This is a genomic window from Tepidibacillus sp. HK-1 (assembly GCF_001748485.2).
In the GTDB taxonomy this organism is placed as follows: Bacteria; Bacillota; Bacilli; order Tepidibacillales; family Tepidibacillaceae; genus Tepidibacillus_B; species Tepidibacillus_B infernus.
Window position 1 is genome coordinate 27,149 of sequence record NZ_BDGM02000021.1, and the last position, 20,957, is coordinate 48,105.

The 20,957-nt window shown below is 33.9% G+C and carries 17 protein-coding genes; 2 read left to right on the plus strand and 15 right to left on the minus strand.

Going from position 1 to position 20,957, the window contains the following annotated elements; translation table 11 throughout:
- Positions 1 to 32: 32 nt before the first annotated feature.
- The 5 genes from BEN26_RS11070 to BEN26_RS11090 form a co-directional block, all read right to left on the minus strand.
- The gene (locus BEN26_RS11070; RefSeq protein WP_069797994.1) at positions 33 to 1,541 is read right to left on the minus strand and encodes a carboxypeptidase M32; all 1,509 of its coding nucleotides are present in this window, start codon (positions 1,539 to 1,541) and stop codon (positions 33 to 35) included.
- 247 nt (positions 1,542 to 1,788) lie between these two features.
- Positions 1,789 to 2,388 carry a pyroglutamyl-peptidase I gene (gene pcp / locus BEN26_RS11075; RefSeq protein WP_069797996.1) on the minus strand — a complete coding sequence of 200 codons (600 nt, stop codon included), beginning with the start codon at positions 2,386 to 2,388 and terminating at the stop codon, positions 1,789 to 1,791.
- Positions 2,389 to 2,401: 13 nt separating this feature from the next.
- Positions 2,402 to 4,036 (minus strand): peptide ABC transporter substrate-binding protein, encoded by a 1,635-nt coding sequence (locus tag BEN26_RS11080; RefSeq protein ID WP_069797999.1) that lies wholly within the window; start codon positions 4,034 to 4,036, stop codon positions 2,402 to 2,404.
- A 36-nt stretch (positions 4,037 to 4,072) separates the two neighbouring features.
- Positions 4,073 to 4,921: a M55 family metallopeptidase gene (locus BEN26_RS11085; RefSeq protein ID WP_069798000.1), complete on the minus strand. Its 849-nt coding sequence runs from the start codon at positions 4,919 to 4,921 to the stop codon at positions 4,073 to 4,075.
- Positions 4,922 to 5,139: 218 nt separating this feature from the next.
- A complete protein-coding gene (locus BEN26_RS11090; RefSeq protein ID WP_068724271.1) occupies positions 5,140 to 5,592 on the minus strand; it encodes an Lrp/AsnC family transcriptional regulator in 453 nt (150 codons plus the stop codon).
- Between the two features lie 384 nt (positions 5,593 to 5,976).
- Here BEN26_RS11090 and BEN26_RS11095 point away from each other — a divergent pair, with 384 nt between their 5' ends.
- The gene (locus tag BEN26_RS11095) at positions 5,977 to 7,254 is read left to right on the plus strand and encodes an MFS transporter (RefSeq protein ID WP_069798002.1); all 1,278 of its coding nucleotides are present in this window, start codon (positions 5,977 to 5,979) and stop codon (positions 7,252 to 7,254) included.
- 145 nt (positions 7,255 to 7,399) lie between these two features.
- Here the strand turns inward: BEN26_RS11095 and BEN26_RS11100 are convergent, their stop codons facing one another.
- The 7 genes from BEN26_RS11100 to BEN26_RS11130 all read right to left on the minus strand — a co-directional run bounded on the left by BEN26_RS11100 (position 7,400) and on the right by BEN26_RS11130 (position 16,545).
- Positions 7,400 to 8,308 carry a zinc dependent phospholipase C family protein gene (locus BEN26_RS11100; RefSeq protein ID WP_069798004.1) on the minus strand — a complete coding sequence of 303 codons (909 nt, stop codon included), beginning with the start codon at positions 8,306 to 8,308 and terminating at the stop codon, positions 7,400 to 7,402.
- Positions 8,286 to 9,518 carry an MDR family MFS transporter gene (locus BEN26_RS11105; protein ID WP_069798006.1) on the minus strand — a complete coding sequence of 411 codons (1,233 nt, stop codon included), beginning with the start codon at positions 9,516 to 9,518 and terminating at the stop codon, positions 8,286 to 8,288. Before BEN26_RS11105 ends, BEN26_RS11100 begins: the two co-directional genes overlap by 23 nt.
- Before the next feature lie 187 nt (positions 9,519 to 9,705).
- Positions 9,706 to 12,810: an ATP-binding protein gene (locus BEN26_RS11110; RefSeq protein ID WP_069798008.1), complete on the minus strand. Its 3,105-nt coding sequence runs from the start codon at positions 12,808 to 12,810 to the stop codon at positions 9,706 to 9,708.
- On the minus strand, positions 12,807 to 14,081 hold the full coding sequence (locus BEN26_RS11115) for a metallophosphoesterase family protein (RefSeq protein ID WP_069798010.1): 1,275 nt from the start codon (positions 14,079 to 14,081) through the stop codon (positions 12,807 to 12,809). The genes BEN26_RS11110 and BEN26_RS11115 overlap by 4 nt, the downstream gene beginning before the upstream one ends.
- Before the next feature lie 112 nt (positions 14,082 to 14,193).
- On the minus strand, positions 14,194 to 15,438 hold the full coding sequence (locus tag BEN26_RS11120) for an MFS transporter (RefSeq protein ID WP_069798012.1): 1,245 nt from the start codon (positions 15,436 to 15,438) through the stop codon (positions 14,194 to 14,196).
- A gap of 162 nt (positions 15,439 to 15,600) precedes the next feature.
- The gene (locus BEN26_RS11125) at positions 15,601 to 16,179 is read right to left on the minus strand and encodes a non-canonical purine NTP pyrophosphatase (RefSeq protein WP_069798014.1); all 579 of its coding nucleotides are present in this window, start codon (positions 16,177 to 16,179) and stop codon (positions 15,601 to 15,603) included.
- A gap of 45 nt (positions 16,180 to 16,224) precedes the next feature.
- Complete coding sequence (locus BEN26_RS11130; protein WP_069798015.1) at positions 16,225 to 16,545, minus strand: hypothetical protein; 321 nt, start codon at positions 16,543 to 16,545, stop codon at positions 16,225 to 16,227.
- A 247-nt stretch (positions 16,546 to 16,792) separates the two neighbouring features.
- On the opposite strand from BEN26_RS11130, the gene BEN26_RS11135 reads away from it, so the two are divergent.
- Positions 16,793 to 17,251 carry an OsmC family protein gene (locus tag BEN26_RS11135; protein WP_068724295.1) on the plus strand — a complete coding sequence of 153 codons (459 nt, stop codon included), beginning with the start codon at positions 16,793 to 16,795 and terminating at the stop codon, positions 17,249 to 17,251.
- A gap of 91 nt (positions 17,252 to 17,342) precedes the next feature.
- Here BEN26_RS11135 and BEN26_RS11140 read toward each other — a convergent pair whose 3' ends face one another.
- From BEN26_RS11140 to BEN26_RS11150, 3 genes are read right to left on the minus strand one after another with little or no spacing between them, the layout of a single operon-like run.
- Positions 17,343 to 19,325: a TRAP transporter permease gene (locus tag BEN26_RS11140; RefSeq protein ID WP_069798017.1), complete on the minus strand. Its 1,983-nt coding sequence runs from the start codon at positions 19,323 to 19,325 to the stop codon at positions 17,343 to 17,345.
- Positions 19,315 to 19,881 (minus strand): DUF1850 domain-containing protein, encoded by a 567-nt coding sequence (locus BEN26_RS11145; RefSeq protein WP_069798019.1) that lies wholly within the window; start codon positions 19,879 to 19,881, stop codon positions 19,315 to 19,317. Before BEN26_RS11145 ends, BEN26_RS11140 begins: the two co-directional genes overlap by 11 nt.
- Positions 19,878 to 20,828: a TAXI family TRAP transporter solute-binding subunit gene (locus BEN26_RS11150; RefSeq protein ID WP_068724299.1), complete on the minus strand. Its 951-nt coding sequence runs from the start codon at positions 20,826 to 20,828 to the stop codon at positions 19,878 to 19,880. The genes BEN26_RS11145 and BEN26_RS11150 overlap by 4 nt, the downstream gene beginning before the upstream one ends.
- Positions 20,829 to 20,957 lie beyond the last annotated feature (129 nt).

A 20,957-nucleotide genomic window follows, 5' to 3' on the forward strand; every position in this document is an offset into this window, starting at 1 on the left:
TTCCTCCCACAACCATTTAAAAGAAAAAAGGGCTAGACTTGGTAGATATCTTTTACTTTCTCGGTTAAATATTCAATTAAATATTTCGCATTTAAACTCTCATGGGTTACATCTTTTAACAGTTCGTTTGGTGTTTTTGCTTTACCAAAACGGTGAATCTTATTGTCTAACCAATTTTTGATTGGGATTAAATCCCCTTTTTGCAATAATTCATTAAAATTTGGTAACTCTAATTTAAGTTGATGATAAAATTGTGCAGCATAGATATTACCTAATGCATAGGTTGGAAAATAACCAATCATCCCTCCAGACCAGTGCACATCTTGTAATACTCCCTCCGCATCGGTATTAGGAACAATCCCTAAATATTCCTGCATTTTTTCTTTCCAAATCGTGGGCAGTTCTTCTACTTGTATCGTTCCATTGATCAGTCCTTTTTCAATTTCATAACGGATCATAATGTGAAAATTATATGTAAGTTCATCCGCCTCAGTTCGAATCAATGAAGGTTTCATTTCATTAACCGCTCTATAAAAATCTTCTTTTGTGATATTTCCTAATTGTTCAGGGAAATAAGAAATCAAATCTTCATAATAGGTATCCCAGAAAAGAGAGCTTCGGCCAATCATATTTTCCCAAAAACGAGATTGAGATTCATGAATCCCCATTGAACTTCCTTCTGCCAAAGGTGTTTTTTCCAAATCTTTTGAGATATTTTGCTCATATTGCGCATGTCCACCTTCATGCATGGTTCCGAATAATGCGATGGTTAGATCATTTTTCTCAAACTTGGTTGTTACCCTTGCATCACCACGATTTAATGTGATTTGGAAGGGATGAACCGTTTCATCAAGCCTACCAGCTTCAAAATCGTAACCCATTTTCCTTAAAATAAATTGGCACAGTTCTTTTTGTTGATGGGGATCATACTCTTTTTTCAAAAAGCTTGTATCGACGGGGGAGGCTTTGGCTACCTTTTGTATTAATGGAACCAATGCATCTCTTAAATCTTTAAAAATTGGATCAAGTTGTTCAACTGTCATTCCTGGTTCATATTGGTCTAATAAGGCATTGTATTTATTTCCTTCATAACCCCAAAGTTCAATAAATTCTTGGTTAAATTTTACTATTTTCTCTAGATATGGTTTAAATAAAGAGAAATCATTCTTTTTCTTTGCTTCCTCCCAAACAGACTCTGCATTAGAGACGAGAACAACATATTCTTGGTATTTGTCTTTTGGAATTTTCTTATCTCGATCAAATTCTTTCTTTAATAAGCGAACAGATTTTAGTGTGATTTGATCAATTTCATCCTCATATTCTGACAATTGATTTAATAACTGTTCCATTTCTGAAGACGTTTTCATTTGGAAAACTTCTGAAGATAAAATACCTATGACTTCAGAACGTCCTTCTACTCCATTTTTAGGTGCCCCTGTTCTTAAATCCCAATACATCACATTGATTGCTTCATTGTACGACTTTATCTTTTTTACAAGTTCGTAAAATCTTTTTACCTGTTCTTCAATCTTGCTTGACACATATTTCACCTCTATCTTTATTTTCTTCTATTTTCCATGATTTAACTGTGAAATTCAAGTGTAATTGCACACTTCATTGATATATTCCTGACGATATTCTTCCACTCTAATTGGGTAGTGAAATCACTTTTTCCAAATAAAGAAACCTCCGCTAGTTCGTCATTTTGATTTTAATTCTTTCTAATAATGAAAAAGAGTCGGTTTTTCCGACTCTTTTATAGGAACCTATTTGAATCAATTTCAATGTTTACAAAACATTGATGATCAACTCGATTGCCTTAACTAAGTCATGTTGATGCCAACTTGGTAAAGAACGATTTTTGAGCGCTAAATCATGAGAAGCAGTCACATGAACAAATCCAGAACGTGTAGAAAGACCTTCTTTTGCTATTTTGTGTAACATACTATACATGACATGATTGCACAAATAGGTACCAGCACTATTTGATATTTCTGCAGGATATCCTTCTGCAACCAAAGTATCTACTATTCTTCTGATTGGTAATGTAGAAAAATAGGCAGCAGGACCTTCTTGCTCTATAGGTTGATCTTGCATGATAACTCCTTTATTATCTGCAGCCCCATCATTACAATTAATAGCGATACGTTCAGGTGTAATTCGGTTTCTTCCAGCAGCAAGTCCTAATGAAATGACAACATCTGGTCTTTCTTTATCAAAAACCCTAAATAAAACTTTTGCCGCTTCTGCAAAATCTACAGGAAGAACCTGTTCAATTACTAAATATTGGTTAATTACCTTTCCTTTTAATTCTTTAACAATTTCTTCTGTTGGATTGATTGGATTATCCAAAAACGGTTCAAATCCAGTTAGCAGTAATTTCTTCATTTTCTACTTTCCTTTATTCAGCAATTTTTTTTGCCCAACGGACATTTGGATAGCGGTTATAAGGATACACAATTCCCTCAAACTTTTTCGATGTGAGATAATTATTGGAATAGAAGTAGATTGGCATGAATGGGAGTTCTTGCATCAATACTTCTTCTGCTTGATGTAAATATTCCATCCGTTTGGTCTGGTCTTGTTCTACTTTTCCTTTATGTAATAAATCATCATATTTCTCACTTATCCATAATGTTCTATTATTAGGACTATCACCTAGAAAATAATCCAGAATGACAGATGGATCTAAGAAAATTCCAACCCAACCCATGCGAGCCATTTGAAAGTCAGATGAATTTGTTCTTTCCAAATAGGCTTTCCATTCCTGATTTTCTAAAGTAATTTCAATCCCTAAGTTTTTCTTAAGCATATCCTGAATTGCTTCTGCAATCTTCTTGTGATTTTCAGAGGTGTTATAAATTAAAGTCACCTCAGGAAACTTTGTCCAACCTTCTTCTTGCATTGCTTCTTGGATTAATTGTTTTGCTTTTTCTAAGTCTTTCTTTAAATAAGCTTCTTTTTGTGCACGAAAATCTTCTCCTGAAGGCGTTTTAACACCATAAGGAACAAAGGCGTATGCTGGTGTTTCACCAGATAATGTAATATGATTAGTAATGGCTTCTCGATCTATTGCTAAGTTAAAAGCCTCTCGTACTTTTGGATTATTAAATGGTTGCTTTTTGACATTAAACATAAACATATATGTTCCAAATAAAGGTGTGATTTTAAATTCCTCATTTGATTTTTCAGTTTGAATCGCATCAGCGGGGATACTTTGAATCAAGTCAATTTGTCCACCTTTATACATTTGATAATAGGTGGTGGCTTGATTGATCATCACCCATGTTACTTTTTCCATTGTGATTTCATTTTTGTTATAGTACTGATCATTCTTTTCGATCACTACTTCTGAGTCATGGATCCAACTAGTTAACTTGTAAGCACCATTGCTCACCAAAGTTTCCGCTTCTGCTGCCCAATCTTTATTCTCTTCAACAAGAGATTTTTTCACAGGGAAGTAAACCCAAAATGTTAACATTTTATCAAAAAAACCAACTGGCTCTTCTAATTCCACGACTAATGTATGGTCATCTATCGCTTTTACTCCAACTTGATCTACAGTTGCCTCTCCACTATTATACGCTTCTGCCCCTTTAATGTAATATAAATAAAAAGCAAAATCACTTGCAGTCTCTGGGTTTAGAACACGTTTCCAAGCATATTCAAAATCATATGCTGTTAGTGGATCTCCATCTGACCATTTTGCATCATCACGAATGGTGATGGTATAAGTTTTCCCATCTTCAGAAACTTGAACATCTTTGGCTGCTCCTTTGACTATATCACCATTTTTGTCTGTGGTATATAGACCCTCAAAAAGATGTTCAATTACCCAACCTGAAGTAGTATCGGTTGCTAATGCTGGATCTAAAGTCGGCGGTTCACTCATTGCATTTAACGTAATCTCTTGTTTAATATTGTTTGTGGTACTTCCTGTTTCTGAAGATGTTTGCTTTGCAGTATTTCCACATGCAGTTAAAACTGGAACAACGAATAAAACGATAACTAAGAATGAAAATAATAACCTTTTCAATTGATTTTCCTCCTCTTTTTTATACATTTATTTAGTTTAAGCATTGGCATGTCCTAAAACCCCATTTGTTGCTGACATACCAATGATCACTAATCCCCACATCATTTTGTATGCTGTTACATAATCATCACAAGTAAAGCGAATGGTTTTAGGGTTTATTAATTCAACTGAAGGAATCGTTGTTGTCATTAGTGCTTGATTGCTCCCCTTAAACTCAATTTCAAATATAACTGGACCTTGGACAACATATGGTTTGATTTGGCTTGCATTTTTTACAGCATTTTTAGCTTTTTTCCTTATCAACTCGTGAGCATTATCCGGTGATAATAATTCCGCAGCAAAACGGTCAATTCCACGCTTAACAATAGCTGTTTCAACATTGGGTAATGTGTCTTTTACTTCTGAGGTTACTATGTCATCCCCTGTAACAAGTAGAACTGGAACTTTATAAAATCCTGCAACACCAGCATTTAATTCACTTTCTCCAACTACCTTACCATTGATTCGCATTTCATTTACAGCTACCCCTGCCAAGGTATGACTAATTACAGAACGTTCGGAACCACCTTCCCGCCCATGATAGCCAACAAAGAATACACCATCAAAACTATCATCAATACCTTCCATTTGGCACATGACGCGATTATTTCCAGAAATTAAGCGAGCCCTTGGGTCAAGATCCTCAATCAGAATATTTGACATATTTCCATGACCATCCGCTACTACTACTTCTGTTGCTCCCCCTTGAAAGGCACCTTCTATTGCGGCATTTACATCCTGTGTCATTAGTTTGCGAAAACGATGATACTCATCATTTTTCTTCAATTGCATGTTTGTCGCTACACCTGAAATCCCTTCCATGTCCACTGAAATATAGATTTTCATGATCCTACTTCCTTTCTAAAATTCAATTTTTGTATTTTCATCTAAAGTTATTTTTTATCATTGGATGAGCAATCAAACTGAAGTCCATCATCTTTATTCCTACCCCTGCACCAAGTTTTAAACTATATCATCTCTTTCCGCTTCTTCTTTGATAGTAGCCTCAATATCAATATACAATTGTTGTTAAGAATAATAAAAATGGCTTAAAAAAACATACCTTATAAATACTCGAATGAATTTTTATATACCTCGAGTTGAACCATTACATTCACATGCATAATTCCTGCAATTCTATTAACCTTTTTTAGCGTCTCTGTTAATTCCTCATAGGTATGTACATTAACTTGAGTAAGCAACTGAAATTCCCCAGAAACAAAAGAAATGTATCGGATTTCTCGAAAAGACCGAAGTTCATCAATTACATGATCAAGCGTATTTGGCTGCACGCTTATTTGAATAATTGCTCCCGTTTTGACCCCAAGAGAAATTGGATTTACTATTCCTACAACCTCAAGAATTTGGTTCTCAACAAGGTTCTTATATCTTACACGTATTGTTTTTTCTGATACATTTAATTGATTTGCAATCTCTGTAAAAGCCATTCTTCCATCCTTCGATAGAAGCTTAATCATTTCTTTATCCAGTTCATCTAAGGTATATGTTTGCACCATTCCATTTCCTCTCCTCAAACTATATTTTAAATTTTAGTAATGATATTAGGACTAATACATATAAAAAGCGGCTTATTTAATCAATAATTTGAAATTTTACTACTGAATTTCGTAAAATATTTGATTGTTATTTTAATTTATAAAACTCTTAAAGACAATAGTTTTTTGAAAAATTATAAAAAAATAAATCCAACAAAAAATGACACTAATTTCACGCAAACATTTGTGTGACTGCCCAGATCGCTCTTCAAGCTAATGCAAGGGATCATGGTGAAATTTGATTCTCCAACGTTAATGTAAATTTTATATAAATTTAATGATGCAACCGATTCTTTTCGTTTAATTACATGATATGATTGGAAAAAAGGGACGTGGAGGAACTTTATGGATAGAAAAAAAGCAATCTTTGGCTGGACCATGTATGATTGGGCAGATTCTGCATTTGCAACAACAATTATGGCCGCCGTTTTACCGATTTATTACACAGATATAGCAGGGATCACACTAGAGAAGACGACAGCTACCGCTTATTGGGGATATACTCAATCGATTGCGATGTTGATTGTTGCAATTCTTGCCCCAATCTTAGGAGCTATATCTGATTATACATGTTCCAAAAAACAGTTTTTACGATTTTTTGTCTATATGGGTGCGATTGCAACAAGTTTACTCTTTTTTACAGATAAAGGAGATTATCTCTTGGTTTCCTTTCTTTATATATTAGGAATGATCGGATTTTCTGGAGGAAACGTTTTTTACGATGCCTTTCTTCCTGAGATTGTTCCTTTAGAGGAAATGGATAATGTTTCATCTAGAGGTTATGCATTTGGATATATTGGTGGAGGTTTCTTATTATTAGTTAATCTAACAATGATCCAAAAACCGGAATTATTTCATATTCCTGATGCTACGACAGCAACTCAACTCTCATTCTTAACTGTCGGTACTTGGTGGCTTATTTTTTCATTGCCCTTATTTAAATTTGTAAATGAAAAGAAGACAGATCAACAAAACTCTACAAAGAAATCCTACCTAATTATTGGATTAAGTCGTGTGATAACGACTTTTAAAGAAATCAACCATTATAAGGAATTAGTAAAATTCCTCATTGCTTTTTGGTTATATAATGATGGGATTAGTACCATTATCAAAATGGCAACCATTTATGGTAGAGAAATTGGGATTGGGACTTCAGATTTAATTGCTGCCTTATTGATCACTCAGTTTGTAGGTATTCCCTTCTCTCTTTTATTTGGAAAATTAGCTGGGAAAATCGGTTCTAAGCAGTCTTTATACTTATCATTATGGATTTATGTTATCATCGTCATTTTTGGTTATTTTATGACTTCGACTGTCCACTTTTATATCTTGGCTTCTGCTGTTGGTTTGGTTCAGGGAGGAAGTCAAGCCATCAGTCGTTCGATCTATGGCAGTTTGGTTCCAGTTCATCGAACTGCTGAATTCTTTGGCTTTTATGGAATCTCAAGCAAATTTGCTTCTATATTCGGGCCTTTCCTTTTTGCTATTGTAGGTCAACTAACAGGCTCTAGTCGTTTTGGTATCGTTTCTCTCGTTTTATTCTTTGTCGTTGGAATATGGCTTTTAACCAAAGTAGACCTAAAAAAAGGCCAACAACAAGCAAAAGTAGTAAACTTGCTGTAGCCTTTCAGAGTTTTGTAGAAAATAGTATTTTTTATTATGAAATTGTACTTTGTACCGTGCTCCTTTGCTCATTCCTTCTTATGATTTAATAAATAAGGTAAGAAAGGTAATCACAAAAGTCACCTTTTGTAAAAAGAACAATTTTTTATAAGATGAGCTCAAAAAATTGATTTTCCAGCTTGGCATCACAAGGTTTTCCTGTCTCATAGGACACATTTCCAATCAGTGACTTCATTTGTTCAATTGGTTTGATACCACGAAGATAATCTTCTATACATTGATAGATTGGAATTGCTTCCTGTTTAGCTCGATCAAAAAGATCCAGAAAGCTTTCTTTACTTCCTTCAATTCCATTTGTAGGGTGAAACCACTCAGTATGTTGAAGATTGAGAAAGTCTTTATTCGGGATCTTTTTGCTGTAAGAAAATGGCGAAACCATCTCCCCTAGCAGTATATGTTTAATCCCTGTTGGGTCAAATAAAAACTTTAAAGCTTTTATCATATCCTGATAGGATTGATTAATCACCAATTGTAAATCAGGTCTTTTTTCAGCATGAACTTTTTTAATTAAATAGATTAGCATTTGCTGGATCTGAGATGGTAGATTTTTGCCTACATCAATTTCTTTAAAAACGGGTGTCTTCCAAGTGTCAACTCCTTTAAAACGTTTCATCATTAAGGTATCTATCATAATCTCTAACTTTTGATGTTTATTTCCCTCTTCTCCTGAACGATAAACAATATAGGGATGAGTATTTCGGTCTAAAAGATGGTGGCTAACAAAACCAAAAACATATGCTTTTAATAACGGGTCTGGGTGTTGCTTTAAATATTGAACCATCTCTACCAGAAATGAACCACAGTGTTTCTTATGAAGTAAACTACCAATCTTCGTTACTGACTTATCCTTTCTCCATGGCCAAAAATGATGGTAGAAAAAAGGATCAGGCCCTTGGCAACCTAGGTAGTAAATCTCTTTATGTTCTAAAAAGTCGTACCCAATTTCTTTATCCAAGTGCTCCCCAAATAGGTTATGGGTCCATACATTGGGCATAGCGTTTTCTTCCCTTCATTTTCAGTCCTCGATCATAATTGGAAAAGATTAATCCTGATATGACAAAGAAGGATATCATAATGATGATCAGTACATCCATCGTAGTATGATCATAAAGCCAACCACCAATTAAAAAGCCTAGCATCCTTCCACCAGCTCCGGCACTACTAATAACCCCTTGATAAAATCCAGCTTTTCCCTCCGGTGCTAAATTGGCTGCTGCAGAGGGAACGGCTGGCCAAACTAGCATTTCTGCTAATGTCATTATGACCATAGCCAATACAAATCCGAAATAACTTTTATTCTGATATAACAATAAAAAGGAAAAAACAAAAATGATCATTCCAATCAGCAATTGTTTTTTAATGGTTCGTAAAAGAAACTTAGTAATGTAATTAACCAATGGTTGTCCAAGAACAATCAAAGCCCCATTGATTGTCCATAGTAATGTGTATTTAGATAATGGGATACCTATGCTTGAAATATACGCTGATAGACTTGTTTGCCATTGTACATAAGGAATCCATGATAAGATAAATGCTAACGAGATCACCATCAGGGCAATAAAATGACTAAGTTGGTTCTTGATCATACTTTCGTTCCCGATTAGATCACGATGTCCGATTGTATTGTCAGAAACCTCTTGCCATTGATCCTTGTTAAAACCAAATAACACCAGAAGGAGAAAAAGAATAAACGTTAAAGCATTGACGATAAAGATAAGGGAAAAAGAAATCTGTGCAATCAACCCTCCAAGAGTAGACCCTAATGCCACTCCAAAGTTTTGAGCCACATAAATCATATTAAAGGCTCTTCTTCCTCCTTCAGGCCACACAGAACCAGCCATTGCATACATAGAAGGAAAAACTAGTCCATTACTAAAGCCTAAAATCAGCATCAGTATGACATAAATCGTCCACTGATTAAAGACTGACAATGCTAAAACAGTAATGACAGATAGTAAGATTCCAGTAATAATCGTTTTCTTACCGCCCCATTTATCAAATAACCAGCCACCAATCAAATTTCCTAATATACCAGTTGCTTGTTGTAGCATTAAAACGATACCAGCAATAGACATCGATTGGTGTAAGACTTTTGTTATATAAATGGTATTTAAAGGCCATAGAAAAGAGTTACCCGTCACATTGATAGTCATTCCGATTGCCAAAATCCAAATAGAGATTGGGTAGTTAAAAATCTTTTTCATTGATGTCACCTTTTTTAACGATTGCAGTTTCTATTTAACTATTCCATTTTAACGGCTCCCAATTTATTTTGAAAGCACATTTTAAACTTTTTATTTATTTAGTGAGCCGTCCTAGTAACATATAATATATCGTAAAATCTTGTATAAACATTTACATGGAGAATTTTTATCTGTTTACCAAAAGAAACTATATGATACCACTTGAAGAATAATGATTTAGTGATATCTGTTTGATTTCCTTAATAAGTGCTCCTATTTTTCTTGTAACATGTGGGTGGCAAGTGAAAAAAATAACTTGATGCTGCTTTGCCAGAATCTCTAATGCCTGGATAGATAGTTCTAATCTTCTAGGATCAAAATTTACGAAAATGTCATCTAAAATAATTGGAAGAAAATATTGATTAGAAAATTCTTCAACAAGTGCAAAACGCAACCCTAAGAATAGCTGTTCGATCGTACCCCGGCTTAAAAACTGAGGCATAAATCTTTGTCCATCTTTTCTAATAACTTCAACAGAATGACTATTGATGGGAACATAGACTTGTTGGTATTCTCCATCCGTTAATAACGATAAGTAATGTGAAGCCCTTTTCATCACCTGTGGCTGTTTTTCTTTTTCATAGCGACTCATCGCTTTTTCCATGATCTGTTTTGCTAGCGTGATCGTCATCCATTCTTTTACCTTTTGATGAAGCTGAGATTGCATTTCTACATAACTTTGGTTTAGTTCTGTAAGGGTTTGATCTTCTTCAAGCTCTTTAATTTGGTTTTGTAATTCTCCTTTTTCTTCTAACAATTGTTTATTTAAGGTTGATCTTTTTTCTATCTCGTCTTTAAACTGAACAAGTTTTGCCATGATCTCCTCTTTATTTTCAGTTTCAAGAGTTTTTAACAATCGCTGGTATTCCTCTTCAGTCTTACAACTTAATTTTAATAAAGTAGTGAGTTGTCTACTTTCATTCAAAAGGATTTGATAATGTTCAAAATTCTTTGCTTTATGATAAAATTCTTCTTTATCTTTAACCTCTGCATAATTGATTAGTTCTTCAATTTGATCATAAATCGATTTTATTTTATTTTCCAACATCTCCAGCTGTTCTTTCCACCCATCGAACTTTTCTAATAAAATCTGATGGTTTTGCTTTGCCTGCAGATGATCATTTAAGCGTTCATTTAATTGAAAAATCCCTTCTTCAATAGATTTGCCGTTTAACCCAACAATTTCTAATAATTCTTTACTTTTTTTTTCATATTCAACAATTTCTTTTTTAACAAAATCTATTTTTTTTATTAAACTTTCTTCTTTCTTGATCCATTCTTTTACTCTCTGTATTGTTGCGATGATATCAAAGACGACCAATGGTGACAATACCTCATCAAAATGGTGTTGAAAAAACCAGTCCTTCCAGTTTTTCTGTAAGGTAGTTAAGTCCTTTTCTAAATGCTGACGAACTTTTTGTAAAGTAGAAAGTTCTACCCGAATTCCTCTTCTTTCTTTATTTATTTCTTCAAGATGAGCCTTTTTCTCATCTAATTGTCCTTTTTGTGAAATTGCTTTTGCCCTTAACTCTTCTATTTTGTTTATTGTGAACTCATCGAGAACCTCAAAACCATAGTTTTCAATAAGTGGAATTGACTTATTCAAGATCGTAGTGATTTGATTTTGAAGGTCTTCAAGTTGCTCATCTAGCTGGGTCATTGAGACATTCAATTTTCTTCCCTGATTAACGTGTAGTTTTTGTTGATAATGTAAAGTTAACAGAATGACATTAAAGAATAATAATAGACTTGCTGGTAGCCATTCTTTAAAATAGAAAAGTACAATACTACCTAACAAGAAAATTCCTACCATAATAAGGAGAATTCCATTGCTTTGAAAAGAATTTGAATGATCTTGTTGATGCTGGTATACATTCCTTTGTTGTTCTAATTGTGTTTTTTGCCATTCCTTTTCCTTAAGGTCATTCCAATTCTTTTTTATGACCGGATATATTTCTTCGAGCTTATCAGCTTTTTGCTCAGAAAAGACATGTTCTTTTAAAGAATATATAGAATCTTCAAGATGAATCTTCCTTAGCTCCTTATCTTCGATTCTTTGTTTTACGCTTTCTAGTTCTCTTTGTTTGCTTTGTATTTGTAGTGAGTATTCTTGTAAAAATTGTTTATCTTGAATAGAAAATTCAATCAATTGTACTTTTTCTTTTGAAAAAGTTGGCCCCAATTGTTTTAACATATCATTTATTTGTTCGTGTAAGCTTTCCTTTTCTTGCGATAAACTCTGGTATTCCCTTTGATTTTCTTGATATTTATTTAATTGATTCTTAAAATGTTGAATTTTATCCTTATTTTCTTCAAGAAAAGGATTTTCATAGAAATTTTCAAGTTCCTTTTCTACTTCTAGTTTCCTATTTAATACATTCTCTTTTTCTACTTCTAAATCTAAACATTTTTCTTCTAATGTCTTTAATCTGCTCATTCCGTCTTCTGGGAATAGAAAAGGATTAGGATACTCCTTAAGTTGTTCTTGCAAAAGATTCAGTCGAATGTAAGTATCATAGGATTGGACAACTTTCTCTAACCATAGCGTATTCTTTTTTATTCTTTCCATTTGTAATTCGTTCTCAACTATTTCTTCTTCTAGACTTTTTATTTTCAAGATCAATGTTTGATATTGATCATATTTTTGCTTTAATTTTTCTTTAGATAGATAAATACGATCCATCTCTGCCAAGATCAAATTTATTTCAGGTTTTTTACCGCCCATTTTAAATAGTTGTTGCTGTTTCTGTTCAAGCGTCTGCTTCATTTTCAAAATTTGGCTTGCTGATCCTGTACCTGTATGATAGATAAAACTATTTATTTCTTCATCTTGAAGCGAATCGATTTGTTGCAACTCTGTTAAACCAAAAGAAAAGATTTGCTTATATACCTTTTCGTTAACTTTTCCAATGAGTTGTGGCAAAACCTCTTCCCCTGCTACTTCTCCATTAGGAAGATAAACTTTTACATCTCCAGATACCTTTTGCGACTGAATTCGTTCAATTCGATAAGATTGGTTATTTACATCAACGATTTCAATGGTCCCTCCAAATTTGCCCCCATGAATTGGTTCGTACCGAAGATGAGCATTTTTTCTTCCTTCAAAACCAAAAAGAATAGAACGAATAAACGCCATCATCGTACTTTTTCCAGACTCATTCATCCCTTCTATCACATTGATTCCATTGTGAAGTTCAATGGTTAGATCATTCAGTTTTCCAAACCCATAGATATATAATTTTTTAATGATCAAGAATTTCTCTCCTCCCTAGTGAAAAAGTGAATGGCTAAATGTTTAGCTTTTTCAAAAATGTTATCTATGTCTTCATTAGAAAAAGAGGTAAAATGATTTTTTAAGCTACGGTTTTTAAATAGTTCATGACCCAATTCTTTTTCTATTACAGTTACATCCATTTGTTCTTTTGCAAGTGTTAATTGTTCTAGATAATCAACCAAAAAGGAACCTTTTTCTAAATAGTCTTCAATCTGAAAATAAGGCGTGGTTTTTAATTGAATCGATTCTATCCATGTCCATTGACTTTGAACGATATAGTTTTGGTTTAATATTTCAACCATTTCTTCCTTTTTTCCATCTTCATGTAACTCGAAATGTAAGTCCGACTCGCCAATCAAAGAAATTCGGAGAATCATTGGAACTTGAGAGGTTTGCATCATCCCATCTATCTTTTCCTGAATATGATCCATAAGACGATTCATGTTCTCTATTGAGGTAATATCGATCACTACTTCGTCCCATTTAATCTGTGAGGTTTCGATCCATTTCATCGTTTGAACTTTTTGACGATCAACTTCAACCAGTACACACCCTTTAGTACCTGTTTCTTTCATATGGCGGCCTTGTGGATTCCCAGGGTAAACGATCACAGGCGTGGAATTAGAAACCACATGCTTTTTATGGATATGACCTAAAGCCCAATAATCCATGTCAGAATAAAGTAGTTCTTGCGTTGTAGTAGGCGCATATGTATCATGCTCAGGGTTTCCATCTAGATTGGTGTGTAGTAAACCGATATGGAATATTCCTTCAGCAGACTCTTTTTTCTTATACTCAGGAACGATATTTTCTCTAAATGACTTTGTTGGAAAACTACGTCCATATATTCGAACTAATTCTTTTTGCTCTTTAATAAAGGAATAGACTTCCACTTTGTCAGAAGGAAAAAAATGAACGCTCTTTGGCCAATCAAATGAAGACTTTATCTGATCTGCTGGGTCGTGGTTACCATGTATAATATAACTTTGTATTCCATGTTCATCTAACTTTTTAAGTCCTTGGTAAAAATGAAGCAATGCTTTTAAACTATGTTCCTCCACATCAAAAACATCTCCAGAAATAAGCAAAAAATCTACTTGATACTTAATACAATAATCGATAATTTGATCAAAAGCCCTGAAAGTAGATTGTTGAATTTGTTGATGTAAATGCTTAGGTATATGGACTAATCCCTTAAATGGTGTATCTAAATGAAGATCTGCAGTGTGGATAAAACGAAATGTAGACATTTATACCCTCCATGAAAAATTTAACTTCTCTTTTTCTAGTTTACATCGAATTCACGTTCGTATACAAGTATTAAAATAGCCCACAATAATGATGTATAAAAAAATACCCCGTCTAATGACGAAGTATTGCTGGAATACGATCCTTTTCAAATTTAAAAGCAACGACAAAAAAGGCAAAAGCTCCTAATAAACGAATGACTGATGATATATTCATAGCCCAAAACATGCCGGTCAATGATAATAGCCAAACACCAATTTGGGGTGAAATAAAACCGATAAAACCAATAACAATGGTGTATAAAGTAATATAAGAAGAACGATTCTTCCCTGGCGAAACACCCAATAATTGATTAAATAACAAAAAGTTCGTCCCTGCTAGAAATGCACCAGTAAATAAATTCGTCATTGTTAAGTAGACTAAATTGGTAGAAAGTACAGTTAAAAAAGGAGCAGATGCCATCCCTGCTGAAGCAATAAAGAGCATCACTGAATTACCGAATCGTTCAGACATTCTTCCCCACCAAGTATAGGTGAGAATCTGTGATAATTGATTTGTAACAGTAAATAAACTTAACCAGACTGCAGTAGCTCCTGCTGTTTTAATCTGATAGATACTAAATAAAGGCCAAGCCATTTGCCAGCCGAAATTAAAAAGCATTGAACTTAAAAGAAAAAAAAGAAATGGTTTCTCTGAGATACTTTCTTTCATCGCTGTCAATAAATGTTTGGATTTAGTTGAATCGATAAGACTATATTCCTTTCGTTCAACATGTTTGAATAGATAGTATGCTTCCAATAAACCAAATAAAAAAGAAACAAAAAAGAGAATTTGAAATGGATATGGATTCGTTGTATTAAAATGATTTAAAATCCAACCTACTAATGCGGTAGATACCATTCCTACAATAGTTAAGATCCGATTACGGTTACTAAAGAAAAGTCCTCTCTCTTTCTCTGGGATTAAATCCCCGATTAAAGATTGCCAGGAAAGGTTTGTTAAACTTCCAGGTACATTCATTAAACCAATTAAGATCACTAAGACCCATGCTTGGTATAATGGAAGAAATGGAATGAGGGCAAAAAGTAAGAGGAAAAACCTCGTCGATAAAATCCCTATTCCGCATACTTTTCGTTTCATTTCTTGTCGGCTAAACCAATAGCCTCCAATCACCGTTGTGATTAAGCTAACGATAGCTGGGAGTGAATTAATTAAACCAACTTGTTGATTATTGGCATGAAGAATATTAATTGCATATAACGAAATGAAACCAGTATAAGTATTGGCGATCGTTGAATAAGCTCCATTTAAAATACTATAATGTTTGTTTTTTTGGACGATCTCGTACGGATAATGCATTTAGTTCCCTAACCTTTCAGAGTTATAGCAACAGTATAATACGAAACCGGTTTAAAAACGAATTGAAAATTTGTTTAAAAATAATTAAAAATCATGTAAAAAAACACAATTATCCTCGATTTTCTTTTCTTCTATTTATTTATCATTATCGGAATTTTCGTTTCACGAAGTTTTATCTACAACGAGTTGGTTTTTTAACCATTTCCCCATCTCTTCTAACGCAATTCTTCGATAAGAGAGAAATACTCTTTTTTCAATTGGCATCTCTCCTAAAACCTTGTTATATCCATTGGGTATAAAAATAGGATCAAAAGGGAATTTAAGGTCGATTGGCAAATCGTTTGGAATCAAGTTGGTAATTTTACCATGTAGTTCTCCATGAAATACCTTTATTTCATTTCTCCATTTCATTGCAATGACCCCGTGAAAATAAGCTGACCTATTCTCCTCTTTTAACAGTTTTTCAATTCCTTTATACCCAACTAAGTTAAAAATTCTTTTCGTTAAAATACCAGGGAAGTTAGGATATGCTTCAAAAAAAATACCTGAATCATCTACAAATACAGGTTCCTCTCTATCTTCAATTTGAGATAATTTATACCTTGCAATAGATTCCATCGTTCCTTCGGTTGGTTCTTTAAATGGAAACGATTCACCCTCTACCTCAAAGCCAAAGGGTGCTAAAGCCATTTTTGCTTCAATTAATTTTTCAGAATTTGTAGTGGCAAAAATAAGTTTCATCTATAATACACCTTTCTCTACATTAAATGGTGTTAATCAAATTCTCTATTCGTTCATACTTTTTTCTGTAACCTCTCCCTGTGTTCTAAACCAGATGTTTAATTCATTGATTACGCTAGCCTTATCCACAATTTCTTCATGAACTTTACAATATTCTTCGAAGCTCATCTCAAACATAAGTTCTTGTTTCTCCATAATTTCCTTTTCTACCAGTTTAATTCGATCTGGGATCTTAGCGCGCTCCTGTTCCCAGCGATCAATAATATAACTTTGTTCTAATGTAGAATATTCTTCCCAATCTTTATCAAATTGAGGAATATTAATTCCCAATCTAAAATCATATACGAATTTAACTACTTGTTTCAACTTAAAAAGACCCCTCTCATTGTAATTACTAGTTGATACATCTATTTTAATAAAAAAAAGAAAAAAATAGAATGGTTAACCATACTTAGAAGGTTAAAATATTCACAAATTAGACAAATTTTTTATGACAAATTTTCAAACTCTTCATTTTAGATATTTTAATTTAATACTAATTCTAGTATACTTTCATTGTGGAATTATTCACAAACTAAAAATAAAGTTAAATATTTAGGGGGAGGCATTTAATATGGCAAATCAAGTTATGCGTTCTACTGTTACTCTTAAAGATGGGCTTAAGGTTGAAGCAGAGTCTCGCGGATTTAAAGTCATTGTTGACGAGCCACAACAAATGGGCGGTAGCAATTTAGGCATGACTCCTGTTGAATTATTACTTTCTGCATTAGGAAGTTGCCTAACGATTACAATTACCATGTTTTCTAAAGCTTTTCACATCGATATCAAAGATCTTAAGGTTGATGTTGAAGGTGACTTTGATCCCATGGGTGCTATGGGAAATGATCCAAACGCACGTAGTGGCTTTACTGAAATTCGTGTTAATATTCATATCTCTTCAGATGCTCCAGAAAGCCGTATTCATCGTTTAATCGAGATGGCTGAACAAAAATGTCCTGTAAGTGATACTTTAAGACATGGTGTTGGTATTAACGCTAAATTTGAATTGAATACTGAGATTGTTTCTGCTTAACTGTTCGTCTCTAATTTTGCTAATTTCAATTGATCAAATATGAACTTACAAAAAAGAAAGCCCATCAATGATGGACTTTCTTTTTCTTTGTTTATGAAGATGTTCCTAATCTTCCTTTTTTTATATCCTTATTTCTCGTCAGATATTGAATAACTAAGAGAATAGCCAACGTTCCTAAGCCTACAGTATCAGTCCAGATACCTGGAACAATCAATAATAATCCTGCAGGTATTGCTAAAATTCGTTCTAACCAATTCAAATGTCTTAACCAATAACCCATTAACCCAGCACTTATTCCAAGCATTCCAATACTAGCAGTTGTAATAATTAAAAGAGTTTTCCAGAAGTTCGTATCAATTAAAAGCAATTCAGGAGATAGTACAAAGATATAGGGAATGATAAAGGCTGCAATTGCCAACCTTGTAGCTTCTGCTCCAGTACGAATTGGTTTTCCACCTGCTATGCCAGATGCGGCAAAAGCGGCTAAAGCAACTGGTGGAGTGATGTCTGCAACAATACCAAAATAGAAGGTAAACATGTGAGCTGCTAAAGCAGGCTTCCCTAATGTGATAATAGCTGGCGCTGCAATCGTTGATGTAATGATATAATTTGCAGTTGTTGGAGACCCCATGCCCAGAATAATTGAGGAGATCATTGTCAAGATTAAGGTTGGAATAAGAATTCCACCTGCAAGGTCGATTAAACCATTTGCAAATTTAAGTCCTAATCCAGTTAAGGTCACGGTACCAACGATCATACCTGCAGCCGCAGTCGCAGCCACAACACCTAAAGCAGACTTCGCACCGTCTTCTAATGCAAGAAAAAGATCTTTTATTTTCATATTATTATGACCTAACAGCATACCGATAAGGCCAACAATAATAACGGAAACAATTCCACTAATCGCGGAAAAAATGGGTGACCTTCCCATCATTAAAAATCCTATGATCACAAATAGAGGTATTAACAAATAAAGTTTCTTTAAGATTTCCTTTTTATCTGGTAATTCTTCCTTTGTTAGTCCACGTAGACCAGTACGTTTTGCTTCAAAATGTACCATGATCCAAATCCCAGCAAAATATAAAATAGCAGGGATTGCAGCAGCTTTTGCAATCTCCCAATAAGATAATCCAATAAACTCTGCCATCAAAAATGCTGCTGCCCCCATAATAGGTGGCATAATTTGACCACCAGTAGAAGCAGCAGCTTCTACTGCTCCGGCAAATTCAGGACGATAACCTAATTTTCTCATCATTGGAATGGTAAATGAACCAGAGGTAACAACATTAGCAACTGAACTACCACTAATTGTACCTTGTAATGCACTTGAGAAAACAGCAACTTTGGCTGGCCCCCCTACTCTTCTACCAGCAATCAATAATGCCAGATCATTAAAGTATTGACCAACTCCTGTTTTCTCTAAAAAAGCGCCAAACAATAAGAACAAAAAAATAAATTTAGCTGAAACCCATAAGGGTGTTCCTAGGATTCCATTAAGTGTGAAATACATATGGGAGATAATTCTTTCCCATGAGAGACCACGAAAGGCTAGAAAACCAGGAAAATAATTTCCAAACTTTGCATAAATCAAGAAGAGTGCAGCAATCAACGTAATTGGAATACCCACTACTCTTCTTGAAGCTTCGAGTACCAATAGAACAGCTAATAATCCAATAATGAAATCTAGTTTGTTATAATTTCCTGCTCTCATGACTAATCCATCATATTCATATACCCAATAAAGCCCGACAGATGCACCTAAAATAGGCAAAATAATATCTAATATTTTTACAAAAATATTTAATATGGGGAAATCAAGTTTTATATATTTCTTTGTTGGAAATAAAATATAAATTAAACTTAACCCAAATGCTAGATGGATTGTAATTAAAAGCTGTGAAGGTAAGTTTCCTGTTAAAGATGCATAAACTTGGAAGATTGAGAAACTAATAGCTAAAATGGTAACGATCCACTTCATTAATCCCTTATACTGATAAAAAGCTGATTCACGATCATACTTTGTTAATAGTTGATGAACTTCTTCTTGTGATAAATGTTGAATGTCATGACTCATTCCTATCCCTCCCTTTTATCCACTGTACTAAGTTGCTTTTCGTTGCTTCAAATCGGATCCAATGACCTGGCACTGTTAACTTTGAAAGTGGGAGTTCTTTATTTTGGATCAATAATTTGTGGTTGGCGATCACTTGCCCAACCCTTTGATCAAAATATGGAAATACACGATGAATGGAGTCGAGAATAAATTTACCATTCTCTATCTTAAATTTCTCTCCATTTTCTATTTCAGATGGGATTCCAACCCCATAGCTTTCAAAAATGACTTTATCAAGGACAATATTTAATTGTTTATCAACATGATAAAACTCTTGAACAGGCGTTCGGTGTATTGAATGAATATATAGAATCGAAAACTTGTTGTTATTTTGCAAAGAAAAACGTTCAAGAACTTGATCAGTTTGACCATCTGTAAGAACTAACATTGGAAAAAACGGTATATTGATTAAAATTAGAATGATAATTAGTAAAATGATTAGAATCATGAATGGAGGATGAAAGAAAAACCGAGGTAACAGGTGCCACCTCGGTTTAGAATGTAAGAATGGCATCATTTAATGCCTTTTTCCTCGAAGTACTTTGCAGCTCCTGGATGTAGTGGTAGACTAATCCCTTGAGTCGCAGTTTCTAAACTGATTTGCTCTGCTTTTTTGTTAATGGCTACTAATCCACCTAAATTTTCAAATAAAGCTTTTGTAATATTATAAACTTGGTCTTCAGACAAACCAGAACGTGCAACTAACATCGCTTTAACAGCAACAGTTTTAACATCTTCATTTTGGCCAGAATAGGTTCCAGCAGGAATCACTTCTTCTGTGTAGTATGGGTATTTAGCAATTAACCCTTGAATTTTGTCATCATTTAAATTTAAGATTTTTACTCCTTTAGTCGCTGATAGTTCAGATACTGCAGAAGTTGGAGCACCAGCTGTTATAAATGCTGCATCTAATTGGCCATCCTGGATTTTCTGTGAAGAATCACCAAAAGAAAGACGTTCAGCTTGCAAATCATCAAATGTCAAACCATAGATTTCTAAAATTTGTTTAGCGTTAGCTTCAACCCCACTTCCAGCATCACCAACAGATACTCTTCTACCTTTTAAATCAGCAACAGATTTGATATCGCTGTCAGCTGGTAATACGATTTGTACCGTTTCATTATATAATGAGGCAATTGCTTGTAGATTTTCAACTGGTTTATCAAACATCTCTGTACCTTTTACAGCATAATCAGCAATATCTGTCTGGGTAAAAGCAAGGTCAACTTCTTCACTTGCAATTAAACGCATGTTTTCAGCAGAAGCCCCTGTTGTTTGGGCAGTAGCATCCATATCTGTGTTATCCTTAATGATCTGTGCGATTCCACCACCTAAAGGATAATAAGTACCCGAGGTTCCACCAGTGGCAATAATTAATTGATTGCTACCACCTTGGTCACCACATCCAACCAAAGCAATAGATAATAGCATAGTAATGGCAAGTAAAAAAGCAAATTTTTTCATAAATTGACCCCCTTCTTCATTATGTATTTTTTTAGTCAATTTTAATTTTAAACTATATTCTAATAATTTGTATAGACTTTTTTGATATTTGTAAAAGGATAAATCTAAATTACAACATGTTCAAATAAA